Origin of the sequence: Streptomyces sp. NPDC059679 (genome assembly GCF_042734105.1) — a bacterium.
Lineage (GTDB): Bacteria > Actinomycetota > Actinomycetes > Streptomycetales > Streptomycetaceae > Streptomyces.
Genome location: NZ_JBHWES010000064.1, coordinates 1 through 14,391 on the forward strand (window position 1 = coordinate 1; position 14,391 = coordinate 14,391).

The window sequence follows — 14,391 nt, forward strand, 5'->3', positions numbered from 1 at the left end:
ACCGGGCTCACCGGCGCGTGGACCGGCCGGGGCGGGGGAGCGGGCGCGGGCGCGGGCGGGCTGACCGCGGCGTGGGCCGCCGGCCCGGCGCCGCCGCCCGCGCTTGCCGGGCCGCTTGGGCAGGCTGGGGCGCCTGGGCAGGCCGGGGCCGTTGGGCCGTCTGCGCTGGCTGGGCCGCTCGGGCCCGCCGTGCCGTCTGCGTTGGCCGGGGCTGCTGGGCCGCTCGGGCCCGCCGTGCCGTCTGCGGCTGCTGGGCCGTCTGCGCTGGCTGGGCCGCCCGGGCTTGCTCTGGCGCCCCCGCCGCCGAATCTGCTCGCCACGCTCGCCGTCCGGCACACCATCGGGATGAGCCTGGCCCTCCAGGGCCGTTGGGAGGAGGCCGGCCAGACGCACCAGGAGGTCGCCGCCGAACGGGAGCGCGTGCTGGGCCCCGACCACCCCGACACCCTCGCCAGCCGTTACGAGGCGGCCTTCGCGCTCGGGCGGCAGGGCCGCCACGGCGATGCGCTGGGCGAGTACGGGCGGGTGGCGGCGGGCCGCGCTCGGGCGCTCGGACCCGAGCACCCGGACACGCTGGCCGCCCGGCAGGAGACCGCTTTCGCGCTGAGCCGCCTCGGCCGTCACTTCGAGGCCCACCAGATCTACGCCGCCGTACTCGCGGCCCGCGAGCGCACGATGGGCGCCGAGCACCCCGACACGCTGCGCTGCCGCCACAATCTGGCCTTCAACCTGGGCCGCCTGGGGCGGTTCGAGGACTGCCACCGCGTGGCCCGCGAGGTGGCCGCGGCCCGCGGCCGTACCCTCGGCCTCGACCACCCGGACACCCTGGTCACCCGCTACGAGGTCGCGTACGCCCTCGGCCAGCTGGGCCGCTGGAGCGAGGCGCTGCACATCTACCGGGAGGTGGCCGACGCCCGCGGCCGTACCCTCGGCCCCGACCACCCGGACACCCTCGCGGCCCGCTACGAGGTCGGCATAAGCCTGGCCCGGCTGGGCCGCAGCGCGGAGGCCCTGGTGCTGTACCGCGCCCTCGTCGACGACCGCACCCGCGCCCAGGGCTCCACCGACGCCGAGACCCTGCGCGCCCGGCACGGCCTCGGCGTCAACCTGGGCCGCCTCGGCCGCTGGGAGGAGGCCCTGGCCGAGGCCCGCGACGTCTCCGCCCTCCGCGAGCGGACGCTGGGCTCGGACCACCCCGACACCCTGGTCAGCCAGCGGGAGGTGGCGGTGGCCCTCGGCTGGCTCGGCAACTGGACCGACGCCCTGGAGCTCTACCGCCGGGTCGCCCGGGCCCGTGCGGACGTGCTGGGCGCTGACCACCCCGACACCCTCGTCAGCCTGGGCGACGAGGCCCAGTGCCTGGAGCAGTTGGGGCGGCGGGAGGAGGCCGTCGAGCTGTACCGGCGGATGGCGGCGGTACGGCGCCGGCACGAGTGAGACCCGGGGCCGCCCGGCCCCGGCGGCGCCCGAGCCGCGCCTCTTGCGCGGCTCCGCCGTGGTGGGGCCCGGTCGGTGTGGTGGACGGGCGGGCCCATGGACGGCCGGGGGCGGCGGCTGTTCCGGCCCGGTCCGGCGGGCCGTCGGCGGCGCCCGAGCCGCGTCCCCCGCGCGGCTCCGCCGCAGTGTGCCCAGTCGGTGCGGTGGGCAAACGGCCCCTCGGACGGCCTCGGATGTGTCGCCCGTGTCCAGACGGGGGTCGGCTGTGCCGGGCCCGGCGGGGGCGGCGGCTGCGCCGGCCCGGCCCGGCCGGCCCCCGGCGGCCCCGAGCCGCGCCTCGCCGCGTCCTGGCCCCGGCGATCACCGCGTGCTACTCAGGAGGTATGCCTCACAGCGACGCGTACGACGCCGTCATCGTCGGCGGCGGCCACAACGGCCTGGTCGCCGCCGCCTACCTCGCCCGCGCCGGCCGCAGGGTGCTCCTGATGGAGCGGCTTGACCACACCGGCGGCGCCGCCGTCTCCACGCGCCCCTTCGCCGGGGTCGACGCGCGGCTCTCCCGCTACTCGTATCTGGTGAGCCTGCTTCCCCGGCGGATCGTGGACGACCTCGGGCTGCGCTTCTCCGTCGCCAAGCGGACCGTGTCCTCGTACACCCCCACCGTCCGCGGCGGGCGCCCCACCGGGCTGCTGGTGGGCGGTGGCGAGGCCCGTACCCGTGAGTCGTTCGCCCGGCTGACCGGCTCGGACCGGGAGTACGAGTCCTGGCAGCGGTTTTACGGGATGACCCGGCGCGTGGCCGAGCGGGTGTTCCCGACCCTCACCGAACCGCTGCCCACGCGCGAGGCGCTGCGCGCGCGGATCGGCGACGAGACGGCCTGGCGGGCGCTGTTCGAGCGGCCCCTCGGCGACACGGTCGAGGCGGAGTTCGAGGACGACCTGGTCCGGGGCGTGGTCCTCACCGACGCCCTGATCGGTACCTTCAGCCACGCCCACGATCCGTCGCTGCGTCAGAACCGCTGCTTCCTCTACCACGTGATCGGCGGCGGCACCGGCGACTGGGACGTGCCGGTCGGCGGCATGGGCGCGCTGACCGACGCGCTCCGGGACGCGGCCCTCGCGGCGGGCGCCCGGATCGCCACCGGCTGTGAGGCGACGGCCATCGCCACCGACGGGAAGTCCGCGGAGGTGATGTTCCGTGACGCGGACGGGGAGGGCCTGGTGGGGGCCCGATACGTACTCGTCGGGGCCGCTCCGCAGGAGCTGGCCGTGCTGCTGGGCGACGAGTCGCCCGATCCGCCCGCCGAGGGCGCACAGCTCAAGGTGAACATGCTGCTGCGCCGGCTGCCCGCGCTGCGCGACCCCGACGTCGACCCGCGCGAGGCGTTCGCCGGGACGTTCCACATCGCCGAGGGCTACGGCGACCTGGAGGCCGCCTACAGCCAGGCCGCGGCGGGCGGGCTGCCCCTGCGGCCTCCCTCGGAGATCTACTGCCACTCGCTGACCGATCCGTCGATCCTGGCCCCCGACCTGGTCCGGCAGGGCTACCAGACCCTGACCCTGTTCGGGCTGCAGACCCCCGCGCGGCTCTTCACCACCGACCATGACACGAGGCGGGCCACGCTGCTCGAGGCCACCCTCGAACTGCTCGACGCCGAGCTCGCCGAGCCGATCGCCGACTGTCTGGCGTACGACTCCGAGGGCGTGCCCTGTATCGAGGCGAAGAGCCCGCTGGACCTCGAGCGGGAGCTGCGGCTGCCCGGCGGCAACATCTTCCACCGCGAGCTGGCGTTCCCGTACGCCCAGGAGGGCACCGGCCGCTGGGGCGTGGAGACGCGCCACGCCAATGTGCTGCTGTGCGGGGCGGGTGCGGTACGCGGCGGCGGGGTGAGCGGAATCCCGGGGCACAACGCGGCCATGGCGGTGCTGGGCCGGTAGTCGCACCCGGGCCGCAGCCGACCGGACAGCCAAAGAATCTGACGTTGCGTCAGAAAAACTCTTCCTTCGTCCGCCGCCCTGCGGCATCCTGCCGCCCATGGAGACGGAGCTGAGCAACAGGCTGGGCATCGAGCACGCCATCTTCGGCTTCACGCCGTTCCCCGCCGTGGCCGCCGCGATCACCCGGGCCGGCGGGTTCGGCGTGCTCGGCGCGGTCCGCTACGGAGCGGCGGACGAGCTGGCGCGCGACCTCGACTGGATGCAGGAGCACACCGACGGCAAACCGTACGGCGTCGATGTCGTCATGCCCGCGAAGAAGGTCGAGGGGGTGACCGAGGCGGACATCGAGGCGATGATCCCCGAAGGACACCGCCGGTTCGTCCAGGAGACCCTGGCCAAGCACGGCGTACCCGAGCTCGCCGAGGGCGAGGCCTCCGGCTGGCGGATCACCGGCTGGCTGGAGCACGTCGCCCGCAGCCAGCTGGACGTCGCCTTCGACTACCCCGTCAAGCTCCTGGCCAACGCCCTCGGCTCACCGCCCCCCGATGTCGTCGAGCGCGCCCACGGCCACGGCATCCTCGTCGCCGCCCTCGCGGGCAGCGCGCGCCACGCGCTCCACCACAAGGACGCGGGGCTCGACATCGTGGTCGCGCAGGGCTACGAGGCGGGCGGCCACACCGGCGAGATCGCGTCCATGGTGCTCACCCCGGAGGTGGTACGGGCGGTGGACCCGCTGCCCGTACTCGCGGCCGGCGGCATCGGCAGCGGCGAGCAGATCGCCGCCGGGCTCGCGCTCGGCGCACAGGGTGTCTGGCTCGGCTCCATCTGGCTCACCACCGACGAGGCCGCGCTCACGTCGCCCGCGCTCACCCAGAAGCTGCTCGCGGCCGGGTCCGGCGACACCGTCCGCTCCCGCGCCCTCACCGGCAAGCCCGCCCGGCAGTTGCGCACCGAGTGGACCGACGCCTGGGAGGCCCCCGAGGGCCCGGACCCGCTGCCGATGCCGCTGCAGGGCCTGCTCGTGGCCGAGGCCGTCTCGCGCATCCAGAAGTACGAGGTGGAGCCGCTGCTCGGCACGCCGGTCGGGCAGATCGTCGGCCGGATGGACACCAAACGCCCGGTGCAGGCCGTCTTCGACGATCTGACCCGCGGCTTCGAACGCGCCATCGACCGTGTCAACCGTATCGCCGGACGGGCCTGAGCCCACGGCGACAGATGGAGGACCGGAGGACCGCCATGTCCCGTACACCCAACGGCTTCTGGGCCCAGGCCGCGCTCGAACCCGACCGCGCCGTCCTGATCGCCCCGGACGGCGAGGAGTGGACCGCCGCCCGGCTGCACGCCGCCTGCAACCAGCTCATCGGCGGGCTGCGCGCCGCGGGGCTGCGGCGGGGCGACGCCTTCGCGGTGGTGCTGCCCAACGGCGTCGAGTTCTTCACCGCCGCGCTCGCCGCCACCCAGGCCGGGCTCTATCTGGTGCCCGTCAACCACCACCTGGTCGGCCCCGAGATCGCCTGGATCGTCTCCGACTCCGGCGCCAAAGTGCTGATCGCCCATGAACGCTTCGGCGAACAGGCCACCCTGGCCGCCGACGAGGCCGGGCTGCCCGCCACCCATCGCTACGCGGTCGGTGAGGTCGCCGGCTTCCGCCCGTACGCCGAACTGCTGGCGGGACAGTCCGATCAGCCGCCCGCCGACCGCGAGGTGGGCTGGGTGATGAACTACACCTCCGGTACGACGGGCCGCCCGCGCGGCATCCGGCGCGCGCTGCCCGGCGTCCTCCCCGAGAACGCCCACCTCGGCGGCTTTCTGCGCTTCTTCGGCATCAAACCCCGCGACGAGGAGCCCGACAACGTCCATCTGGTGTGCTCACCGCTCTACCACACCGCGGTGCTCCAGTTCGCCTCCTCCTCCCTGCACATCGGCCACCGGCTGGTCCTCATGGACAAGTGGACGCCCGAGGAGATGCTGCGCCTCATCGACGCGTACCGCTGCACGCACACCCATATGGTCCCCACCCAGTTCCACCGGCTGCTGGCGCTGCCCGAAGAGATCAGGGGGCGCTACGACGTGTCCTCGATGCGCCACGCCATCCACGGGGCGGCGCCCTGCCCCGACCACGTCAAGCGCGCCATGATCGACTGGTGGGGTGCTTGCGTCGAGGAGTACTACGCGGCCAGCGAGGGCGGCGGCGCCTTCGCCACCGCCGAGGACTGGCTCAAGAAGCCGGGGACGGTCGGCAAGCCCTGGCCGATCAGCGAACTGGCCATCTTCGACGACGACGCCAACCGGCTCCCGGCCGGTGAACTCGGTACCGTCTACATGCGGATGAGCACCGGCGGTTTCGCGTACCACAAGGACGAGGCCAAGACCCGCAAGAACCGCATCGGCGACTTCTTCACGGTCGGCGACCTCGGACTGCTCGACGAGGACGGCTATCTCTACCTCCGCGACCGCAAGATCGACCTGATCATCTCCGGCGGCGTCAATATCTACCCGGCCGAGATCGAGGCCGAACTCCTCACCCATCCCGCCGTCGCCGACGCCGCCGCCTTCGGCATCCCGCACGACGACTGGGGCGAGGCGGTCAAGGCGGTCGTGGAGCCCGCCCCGGGACATGAGCCGGGACCCGAGCTGGAGCGGGAGCTGCTGGACCACTGCGAGGGGCGGCTGGCCGGATACAAACGCCCCAAGTCGGTCGACTTCGTCGCCGAGATGCCGCGGGACCCCAACGGAAAGCTCTACAAGAGGCGGCTGCGCGAGCCGTATTGGGAAGGGCGTGAGCGAGCGATGTGACGCGGGTAGCCTCTGCCCTATGCACACACTTGACACCGTCGAGGTGGACGGGATCGAGCTGGCCTACCGGGTCTGGGGGGAGCATGAGGCTCCCCCCGTCCTGCTCTTGGCCGGCCTCGGCGCGGACGGCGTCGACTGGCTGGGAATCGCCCCCGAACTCGCCCGCACCCGGCGGGTGTACGCGCTCGACCTGCGCGGCCACGGGGCCAGCGACTGGCCCGGGGACTACGCCCTGGAGCGGGTGAGCGACGACATCGTCGGCTTCCTCGCGGCCCTCGGCCTGCCCCGCGTCTCGGTCGTCGGGCACTCCTACGGGGGCGTGGTCGGCTACCTCCTCGCCCAGCGCCACCCCGACCTCGTCGAGCGGCTGGTGATCGAGGACGCCCCGCCGCTGTGGCCCCAGGACCCGCCGCTGGAGGTGCCCGAGCGCCCGGCGGGGCGGCTGGTCTTCGACTGGGCGGTGAAGACCCAGTTCACCGAGCAGCGCAACGCGCCCGATCCACGGTGGATCGAAGGGCTTTCCACGATCACCGCCCCGACCCTGCTGATCGGCGGCGGCCCGGACAGCCATATCCCGCAGGAGCTGCTGGCCGACATGGCCAAGCGGATACCCGACTGCCGCCTGGTCACCATCGACGCGGGGCATCTCGTCCACGAGACACGCCCCGGGGAGTTCCTGGCCGAGGTGCGCCCGTTTCTGGAGGCAGGGGAATGACGCCGATGCCGAAGGGGACGCTGCGCCACGCGCTGACCGCCGTCGCGGCCCTCGGGCTGCTGGCCACGGCTGCGCCCGGCGCGGCCGCGGCTGGGGCCGTTTCCGTCGCCGCTCCGGCCTCGGCTTCCGTACCGGCGCCTCCGTACGGGCGGCTGCTGCCGATCGCCGACCTGTCCGCCCAGCGACTGCTGACCGCCGATCAGGTGGCCGCCGCGAAGTGGGGTACCGACAGCCCCATCGACGACCCCGAGCGTGAGCGGCAGGTGCTGGAGGCAGTGGCCGAACAGGCCCGCGCGCTGGGCGCGGACCCGGAGGCCACCGTACGGATCTTCCGCGACCAGATCGAGGCCAACAAGCTCGTCCAGCGCGGCCTGTACCGCCGATGGGACGCCGACCCCGCCCAGGCGCCCACTGAACGCCCCGACCTCTCCAAGGTCCGGCTGGAGATCAACCGGATCAATGGCGAGCTGGTCCGGGCCATCGCCGACTCGGAGCGGGCCCGGGCCGAGCGGTCCTGCACGGGCCGGCTGACCGTGGCCGCGCTGCGCGTACGCCACGACAGGCAGCTGGACGCGCTCCATTCGGTGGCACTGGAGCGCGCCCTGCCGTCGGTGTGCGCGCCGCCGAACGGGGCCTGACCGCGGCGACCTCCCACGGGGTGCGGGGGCTATGCCTCCGCACCCCCGCCGACGGACCAGCTGACGCCGTGGTCCCCCAGGAAGTCGAGGAACCCGGCGGCGTCGAAGGCCTGGGCGGAGGCGAGGACCCCCGCGGGCGCGCCGTCGGCGGCGAGCCGTCGGGCCGCCTCGACGGCGATCACGGCGGTGGTGCCGTACGCGTCGAAACCACGCACCTCGCCCCGGGCGTGCCGGCCGTCGACGCCCAGCACCTCCACCGCGAAGGCCCACCGCATCGCGTTGCGCTGCGCGGCTGTCGGGCCTTCCGGCACCTGCTCGGCCATCTCGGGGGACAGCCGCGTGAAGAGCTCGTACACCTCCTGGGAGGCCAGGCCCTCCACCTGCCGGGTGCGCACATGGCGGGGCACGGTCACCACCGCGGGCAGCGCGAAGCGCACCACGGGCGTCGGCGCCGAGCCGCCGGGCAGCACGATCTCCTTACGGCGGGCGGTCGCCCCCGGTGACAGCTGCCCGTTCTCGTAGCCGAGACCGCCGTCGAGCAGCGTCTCCCGCAGAGCGCCCATCGAGCGGATGGTGCCCCGCGAGGCGCCGCCGCTGACGATGTCGACGGCGATGGCGATCTCCTCTGCCTCGCCGTCCACGCGCGCGGCGGTCAAGGCGGTGATCAGATCGCTCGGGAGGCCGTCGTCGGTGACACCGGGGACGACGGCGACCCCGGCGCGCTCGGCGTCCGCGCCGAAGGTGTCGAAGATGTACCGGATGTAGGGCTGTTCGCCCGTGATGTCGACATAGTGACTGCCCGCGGCGATGGCGGCGCGCACCACGCCCTCTCCCCACCGGGTGAACGGACCGGCGCAGTTGACGACGGCGTCGGTGTCACGGAAAGCGGCGACGAGCGCGTCGTGGTCCTCGGCGTCAGCGACTCGTAGCTCCGCGACCCGTATCTCCGCGTCCTGGAATCCGGCCTCCGACGCGGCGGCGCGCAGCCGCTCGGCGCCGCGCCCCACCAGCACCACGTCGATGCCGCGGCGCCGCGCCTCCGCGACCGCGAGCTTGCCGGTGTAACCACTCGCGCCAAAGACGGCGATCTTCACAACGTTCTCCTCTGGGTGTGCCTTCTGGCTTGTGATCCACCGTAGGAAGACCCGGAGAGATTCCCGATGCCTCACCGTATTCGGAACATGTCCATTCGTCTCGCGTGCGGCGCGGCCCCGATATGGTGCGCGCATGGATGTCCTCAGCGACGCGATCACCTCCATGCGCACCGGGCGGCCCCACGCGGGGCGCACGGAGCAGCACGGCTCCTGGGGCGTGCGCTTCCCCGACTCCGAGGGCGCGGGCTTCCACGTCGTGCTCCAGGGGACGTGCTGGATGCTGCCGAGCGACGGCGAGCCGATCGCCCTGGGCCCGGGGGATGTGGTGTTCATGCCGCACGGGCGCGGACACGGCCTCGCGGACAGCCCCCACACCCCACTGGCCGCGTTCCGCGGCTCCCTCCTGGGCCCCTTCGCCGAAGACGCCGCTTCCCCGGACACGGCCTCCCCGGACACCCTGTTGCTCTGCGGCGCCTATTTCCTCGACAGGGCCCGGCCGCACCCCCTCCTCGGCGAGCTCCCCCAAGCCCTCCACATCCCGGCCCGGCTCGGCCGCCACCCCGAGCTGCGCTCGGCCGTCGAACTGCTGGGCGGCGAGCTGGAGCGGGCGCGCCCCGGCACGAGCGCCGTGCTGACCTCACTGCTCGACATGCTGCTGCTGTATGTGCTGCGCGCCTGGTACGAGGAGCAGTCCGGCCATATGAGCACCGGCTGGGCCGCCGCCCTGCACGACCGCGCAGTCTCCGAGGCGCTGCGCGCCATCCACCGCGACCCCGCCCATCCCTGGACCGTCGAGACGCTGGGACAGGCCGCGGGGCTGTCCCGGGCGGCGTTCGCCCGGCGCTTCACGGCCCTCGCCGGGCAGCCGCCGCTCGCGTATCTGACCTGGTGGCGGATGACGGTGGCGGCCCGGCTGCTGCGCGAGTCGGAGCTGCCGCTGCGCGCAGTGGCCGCACGGACCGGATACGCCTCGGAATTCGCCTTCGCCAAGGCGTTCAAGCGGGAGTACGGGGTCGCGCCCGGCGGCTACCGGCGGCACGGTCAGGAGTCGGCCGGGGCGCTCGCCGCGACCTCCCTCGCCCAGCGGTAGTCCGCCTTGCCGCTGGGCGAGCGCTGGATGTGGTCGCTGAAGACGACCGTACGCGGGATCTTGTAGCCCGCGAGCCGGGTGCGGCAGTGCGCCCGTACGGCGTCGGCGGTCAGCGGCGCCGCGCCCTCGCGGGGCTGGACGACGGCCGCGACGCGGCTGCCCCAGCGCTCGTCCGGTACGCCCGCCACCAGCGCGTCGTACACGTCCGGATGGGCCTTCAGCGCCTGCTCGACCTCCTCCGGATAGACCTTCTCGCCGCCGGTGTTGATGCACTGCGAGCCGCGTCCCAGGACCGTGATCACGCCGTCCTCGTCGACCGTGCCCATGTCGCCGAGCAGCACCCAGCGCTCGCCGTCCGCCTCGAAGAACGTCTCGGCGGTCTTCTTCGGGTCGTTGTAGTAGCCGAGCGGCACATGGCCGCGCTGGGCGATGCGGCCGGGCTCGCCGGGCGCCACGGGCTGGTACGTCGCCGGGTCGACCACCGAGGTACGGGCGTTGACGTGCAGCCGGAACCCCTTCTGGGGGCCGGCGTCCTCGGTGGCGGTGCCGTTGAAGCCGGACTCCGAGGAGCCGAAGTTGTTCAGCAGCATGGTGTGCGGCGCCAGCGCGGCGAACTGGGCCCGTACCGTGTCCGACAGCACCGCGCCCGAGCTGCTGACGCTGAACAGCGAGGAGCAGTCGGTGTCCTTGAGGGGGCCGGCCAGGGCGTCCACCAAGGGGCGCAGCATCGCGTCGCCGACCAGCGAGACGCTGGTGACCTTCTCCTTCTCGATCGTGCGCAGCACGTCTCCCGGGCTGAATTTACGGTGGATGACCACCTTCTGACCGAAGTTGAAGCCGATGAAGGCGGTGAGTGTGGAGGTGCCGTGCATCAGCGGCGGGGTGGGGAAGAACACCAGGCCCTCGCCGCCTGCCGCCACCCGCTCCGCCAGCTCCTCGGGCCGGTCTACCGGCCGGCCGGTCGGCGCGCCGCCGCCGAGCCCCGAGAAGAACAGGTCCTCCTGCCGCCACAGCACGCCCTTGGGCATGCCCGTGGTGCCCCCGGTGTAGATGATGAACCGGTCGTCGGCCGAGCGCGCCGGGAAGTCGCGCTCGGGCGAACCCGAGGTCTCGGCCTCCGCGAAGGGCACGGGCGCGGGGTCGGGGGTGGGGCCGTCCCCGGCCGGTGCGCCGACCCGGATGAGATGGCGCAGGGTGTCGGTGCGGGGGAGCGCGGCGGCCACCCGGTCGCCGAACTCGGCGTCGTACACCAGCGCCGCCAGGTTGGCATCCCGGTAGAGGTAGATCAGTTCTTCTTCGACGTAGCGGTAGTTGACGTTCACCGGCACGGCCCGGATCTTCAGACAGGCGAGGGAGGTCTGCAGATACTCGACGCCGTTGTACAGATGCAGGCCGACGTGCTCGCCCGGCGCGATGCCGGCGGTGTCCCGCAGATGGTGGGCGAGCCGGTTGGCGGCCGCGTCGAGCTGCGCGTAGCTCAGCCTCCGCTCGGCCCCGGTGCCGGGATGGTCGATATACACCAGCGCCTCTCTGTCGGGCACCGTGTCGACGATCGACTCGAACAGGTCGGCAAGGTTGTACTCCACGGCTCCTCCTGACCTGACACCGGGCGGCCTTGGCGGTCATTGGAGCGCCGTCCGGAAGAGATGTGAAGGCGCATGGCCAATAAATCTGACTGAGCATCAGATTTCTCTTGAAGTCGTCCGGCGCCTCCTGCAACCTGTTCTAGGTCGAGACGGGAGGACTGCCGTGACAACCGGGACCGAACACCTGACGGTGGAGCGCGTCGGCGCGACGCTGGTGCTCACCCTGAACCGTCCGGAGGCCAAGAACGCGCTCTCGCTGCCGATGCTGGTCGGCCTCCACGACGGCTGGGCGCAGGCCGACGAGGACGACGACATCCGGTCGGTGGTGCTCACCGGGGCCGGCGGGGTCTTCTGCGCGGGGATGGACCTCAAGGCCCTGGCGGGCGGCGACGGGATGGCCGGACAGCACTACCGGGACCGGCTCAAGGCCGACCCCGATCTGCACTGGAAGGCGATGCTCCGGCATCACCGGCCGCGCAAACCGGTGATCGCCGCCGTCGAAGGCCACTGTGTCGCGGGCGGCACCGAAATCCTCCAGGGCACCGACATCCGCGTCGCGGGCCACGGCGCCACCTTCGGACTCTTCGAGGTCAGGCGCGGCCTGTTCCCCATCGGCGGCTCCACCGTCCGCCTGGCCCGCCAGGTCCCGCGCACCCACGCGCTGGAGATGCTGCTGACCGGGCGGCCGTACACCGCCGAGGAGGCCGAGCGGATCGGGCTGATCGGCCGGGTCGTACCCGACGGCACGGCCCTGGAGACGGCCCTGGAGATCGCCGAGCTGATCAACGCCAATGGCCCGCTCGCCGTCGAGGCCGTCAAGGCGTCCGTGTACGAGACGGCGGAGATGACCGAAGCCGACGGCCTGAAGTCCGAACTCGAACGCGGCTGGCCCATCTTCGCCACCGCCGACGCGAAGGAGGGTTCGAAGGCCTTCGCGGAGAAGCGACCGCCGGTCTACCGACGGGCCTGAACACCCACCCCACCTCGCGAGCGCACCATCCCCACCCGGCCGCGACGAAGAAGAGGCACACGATGAATCCGGCTCCCGCGCCCGAGGTGCTTTCCGCCCCTCTGGTCGTCGAGTTTCCCTTCACCCGCTCCCTCGGCCCCGTCCAGAGCGCCTTCCTGACCGGGCTGCGCGAGCGCGCCGTGCTCGGCGTACGTAGCGCGGGCGGCCGGGTGCTCGTGCCCCCCGTCGAGTACGACCCGGACACCGCCGAGGAGATCCGCGACCTCGTCGAGGTCGGCACCACGGGCACCGTCACCACCTGGGCCTGGAACCCCGCCCCGCGCCGCGGACAGCCCCTCACCACCCCCTTCGCCTGGGTGCTGGTGCGGCTCGACGGCGCCGACACCGCCCTGCTCCACGCCCTCGACGCACCAGGACCCGACGCCGTGAGCACCGGTATGCGGGTGCGGATCCGATGGGCCGAGGAGCGGGTCGGCGCCATCACCGACATCGCCTGCTTCGAACCGTACGAGAGCGAGCCGAACCAGAGCGAACCCGGCCCACCCAGTGGCGAGTTCGCCGATCCCGTGCAGGGCATCGTGGCGCCCGCCCGCCTGGACTACGTGTACTCGCCCGGCCGCGCCCCCTCCCGCTACATCGCCGCCCTCGCCGACCAGCGGACCGTGGGGGAGCGCTGCCCGACCTGCCGCAAGGTGTATGTCCCGCCCCGCGGCGCCTGCCCCACCTGCGGCGTCGCCACCGCCGAACAGGTCGAGGTCGGCCCGCGCGGCACCGTCACCACCTTCTGCATCGTCAACATCAAGGCCAAGAACCTCGATATCGAGGTGCCGTACGTCTACGCGCACATCGCCCTGGACGGCGCGGACCTCGCCCTCCACGGCCGCATCGGCGGCATCCCCTACGACCAGGTGCGGATGGGCCTGCGCGTCGAGCCGGTGTGGACCGAGGACGGGCGCTACCCCGACCACTACCGCCCCACCGGGGAACCCGACGCGGACTACGACACGTACAAGGAGCTGCTGTGAACCCGAGGCGCGTCGCCATCGTGGCCTTCGCGCAGACCCGCCACCGGCGCCGGTCCGCGGAGCTCTCCGAGGTCGAGATGTTGATGCCGGTCCTGCACGAAGTGCTCGGCGCGGTCGGCCTGCGCACCGGCGAGATCGACTTCACCTGCTCCGGCTCCTCCGACTATCTGGCCGGCCGGGCCTTCTCGTTCACCATGGCGCTCGACGGCGTCGGCGCCTGGCCGCCGATCTCCGAGTCGCATGTGGAGATGGACGGCGCCTGGGCGCTGTACGAGGCGTGGGTCAAGCTGCTGGCCGGGGAGGCCGAGACCGCGCTCGTCTACTCCTACGGCAAGTCGTCGCCGGGAGAGCTGCGCGACGTCCTGACCCGCCAGCTCGACCCCTACTACCTGGCTCCGCTGTGGCCGGACCCGGTGTCCCTGGCCGCCCTCCAGGCCCAGGCGCTCATCGACGAGGGAGCCACCGACGAGCGCGCCCTCGCCGGGGTCGCCGCGCGCAGCCGCGGCGCCGCGGAACACAACCCGCACGCCCAACTGGCCGGCTCCGCCGCCCCGGACGCACTGCTCGAGGACCCCTACCTGGTGCGGCCGCTGCGCCGCCACGACTGCCCGCCCATCGGCGACGGCGCGGCCGCCGTCGTCCTCGCCGCCGGCGACACCGCGCGCCGCCTGTGCCCCCGCCCCGCGTGGATCCACGGCATGGACCACCGCATCGAGGCGCACGCACTGGGCGTACGGGACCTCACCCGCTCCCCCTCGACCCGGCTCGCCGCGCACCACGCCGGTCTGTTCGACGACGCTGCCGCGCCCGTCGACACCGCCGAACTGCACGCGCCGTTCACCTCGCAGGAGGTGATCCTCCGCCGCGAGCTGGGGTTGGGCGAGGACGTACGCGTCAATCCGTCCGGCGGCGCGCTCGCCGCCAACCCCATGATGGCCGCCGGGCTGATCCGCCTCGGCGAGGCCGCGGCCCGTATCCACCGCGGCGAGTCCGACCGGGCCGTCGCACACGCCACCTCCGGGCCGTGTCTGCAGCACAACCTCGTGGCGGTCCTGGAAGGAGAACGGGACGGTCAATCGGAAGGGGACCAGACATGAGCGTGC

At 73.2% G+C, this 14,391-nt stretch carries 12 protein-coding genes; 10 read left to right on the forward strand and 2 right to left on the reverse strand.

Annotated features, from left to right (window positions below):
* The 6 genes from ACFV2X_RS43255 to ACFV2X_RS43280 form a co-directional block, all read left to right on the forward strand.
* On the forward strand, window positions 1-1,437 hold a 1,437-nt coding region (locus ACFV2X_RS43255; RefSeq protein WP_385626986.1), incomplete at its 5' end, for a tetratricopeptide repeat protein.
* Between the two features lie 383 nt (window positions 1,438-1,820).
* On the forward strand, window positions 1,821-3,374 hold the full coding sequence (locus tag ACFV2X_RS43260) for a phytoene desaturase family protein (RefSeq protein WP_385626988.1): 1,554 nt from the start codon (window positions 1,821-1,823) through the stop codon (window positions 3,372-3,374).
* 97 nt (window positions 3,375-3,471) lie between these two features.
* Window positions 3,472-4,575: an NAD(P)H-dependent flavin oxidoreductase gene (locus ACFV2X_RS43265; protein WP_385626990.1), complete on the forward strand. Its 1,104-nt coding sequence runs from the start codon at window positions 3,472-3,474 to the stop codon at window positions 4,573-4,575.
* A 35-nt stretch (window positions 4,576-4,610) separates the two neighbouring features.
* Complete coding sequence (locus ACFV2X_RS43270; protein ID WP_385626992.1) at window positions 4,611-6,170, forward strand: acyl-CoA synthetase; 1,560 nt, start codon at window positions 4,611-4,613, stop codon at window positions 6,168-6,170.
* 19 nt (window positions 6,171-6,189) lie between these two features.
* Entirely contained in the window at window positions 6,190-6,885 is a 696-nt protein-coding gene (locus ACFV2X_RS43275) for an alpha/beta fold hydrolase (RefSeq protein WP_385626994.1), read from the forward strand.
* 5 nt (window positions 6,886-6,890) lie between these two features.
* Complete coding sequence (locus tag ACFV2X_RS43280; protein ID WP_385627080.1) at window positions 6,891-7,523, forward strand: chorismate mutase; 633 nt, start codon at window positions 6,891-6,893, stop codon at window positions 7,521-7,523.
* A gap of 29 nt (window positions 7,524-7,552) precedes the next feature.
* On the opposite strand, the gene ACFV2X_RS43285 is transcribed toward ACFV2X_RS43280, so the two are convergent.
* Window positions 7,553-8,617 carry a saccharopine dehydrogenase family protein gene (locus ACFV2X_RS43285; RefSeq protein WP_385626996.1) on the reverse strand — a complete coding sequence of 355 codons (1,065 nt, stop codon included), beginning with the start codon at window positions 8,615-8,617 and terminating at the stop codon, window positions 7,553-7,555.
* 133 nt (window positions 8,618-8,750) lie between these two features.
* Here ACFV2X_RS43285 and ACFV2X_RS43290 point away from each other — a divergent pair, with 133 nt between their 5' ends.
* Window positions 8,751-9,707, forward strand: coding sequence for an AraC family transcriptional regulator (locus tag ACFV2X_RS43290; RefSeq protein ID WP_385626998.1), 957 nt, complete (start codon window positions 8,751-8,753; stop codon window positions 9,705-9,707).
* On the opposite strand, the gene ACFV2X_RS43295 is transcribed toward ACFV2X_RS43290, so the two are convergent.
* Window positions 9,659-11,293 (reverse strand): acyl-CoA synthetase, encoded by a 1,635-nt coding sequence (locus ACFV2X_RS43295; protein ID WP_385626999.1) that lies wholly within the window; start codon window positions 11,291-11,293, stop codon window positions 9,659-9,661. The genes ACFV2X_RS43290 and ACFV2X_RS43295 overlap by 49 nt on opposite strands.
* A 163-nt stretch (window positions 11,294-11,456) precedes the next feature.
* Here ACFV2X_RS43295 and ACFV2X_RS43300 point away from each other — a divergent pair, with 163 nt between their 5' ends.
* The 3 genes from ACFV2X_RS43300 (at window position 11,457) to ACFV2X_RS43310 (ending at window position 14,385) form a co-directional block, all read left to right on the forward strand.
* Window positions 11,457-12,263 carry a crotonase/enoyl-CoA hydratase family protein gene (locus tag ACFV2X_RS43300; RefSeq protein ID WP_385627001.1) on the forward strand — a complete coding sequence of 269 codons (807 nt, stop codon included), beginning with the start codon at window positions 11,457-11,459 and terminating at the stop codon, window positions 12,261-12,263.
* Window positions 12,264-12,325: 62 nt separating this feature from the next.
* Window positions 12,326-13,288: an OB-fold domain-containing protein gene (locus ACFV2X_RS43305; RefSeq protein ID WP_385627003.1), complete on the forward strand. Its 963-nt coding sequence runs from the start codon at window positions 12,326-12,328 to the stop codon at window positions 13,286-13,288.
* On the forward strand, window positions 13,285-14,385 hold the full coding sequence (locus tag ACFV2X_RS43310) for a thiolase domain-containing protein (RefSeq protein WP_385627005.1): 1,101 nt from the start codon (window positions 13,285-13,287) through the stop codon (window positions 14,383-14,385). Before ACFV2X_RS43305 ends, ACFV2X_RS43310 begins: the two co-directional genes overlap by 4 nt.
* The last annotated feature ends 6 nt before the right edge of the window (window positions 14,386-14,391 follow it).

Bases quoted from the DNA above. Each gene is read 5' to 3' on its own strand.
- ACFV2X_RS43270 (WP_385626992.1), top strand. From the start codon at position 4,611: ATGTCCCGTACACCCAACGGCTTCTGGGCCCAGGCCGCGCTCGAACCC.
- ACFV2X_RS43305 (WP_385627003.1), top strand. From the start codon at position 12,326: ATGAATCCGGCTCCCGCGCCCGAGGTGCTTTCCGCCCCTCTGGTCGTC.
- ACFV2X_RS43290 (WP_385626998.1), top strand. From the start codon at position 8,751: ATGGATGTCCTCAGCGACGCGATCACCTCCATGCGCACCGGGCGGCCC.
- ACFV2X_RS43280 (WP_385627080.1), top strand. From the start codon at position 6,891: ATGCCGAAGGGGACGCTGCGCCACGCGCTGACCGCCGTCGCGGCCCTC.
- ACFV2X_RS43265 (WP_385626990.1), top strand. From the start codon at position 3,472: ATGGAGACGGAGCTGAGCAACAGGCTGGGCATCGAGCACGCCATCTTC.
- ACFV2X_RS43275 (WP_385626994.1), top strand. From the start codon at position 6,190: ATGCACACACTTGACACCGTCGAGGTGGACGGGATCGAGCTGGCCTAC.
- ACFV2X_RS43260 (WP_385626988.1), top strand. From the start codon at position 1,821: ATGCCTCACAGCGACGCGTACGACGCCGTCATCGTCGGCGGCGGCCAC.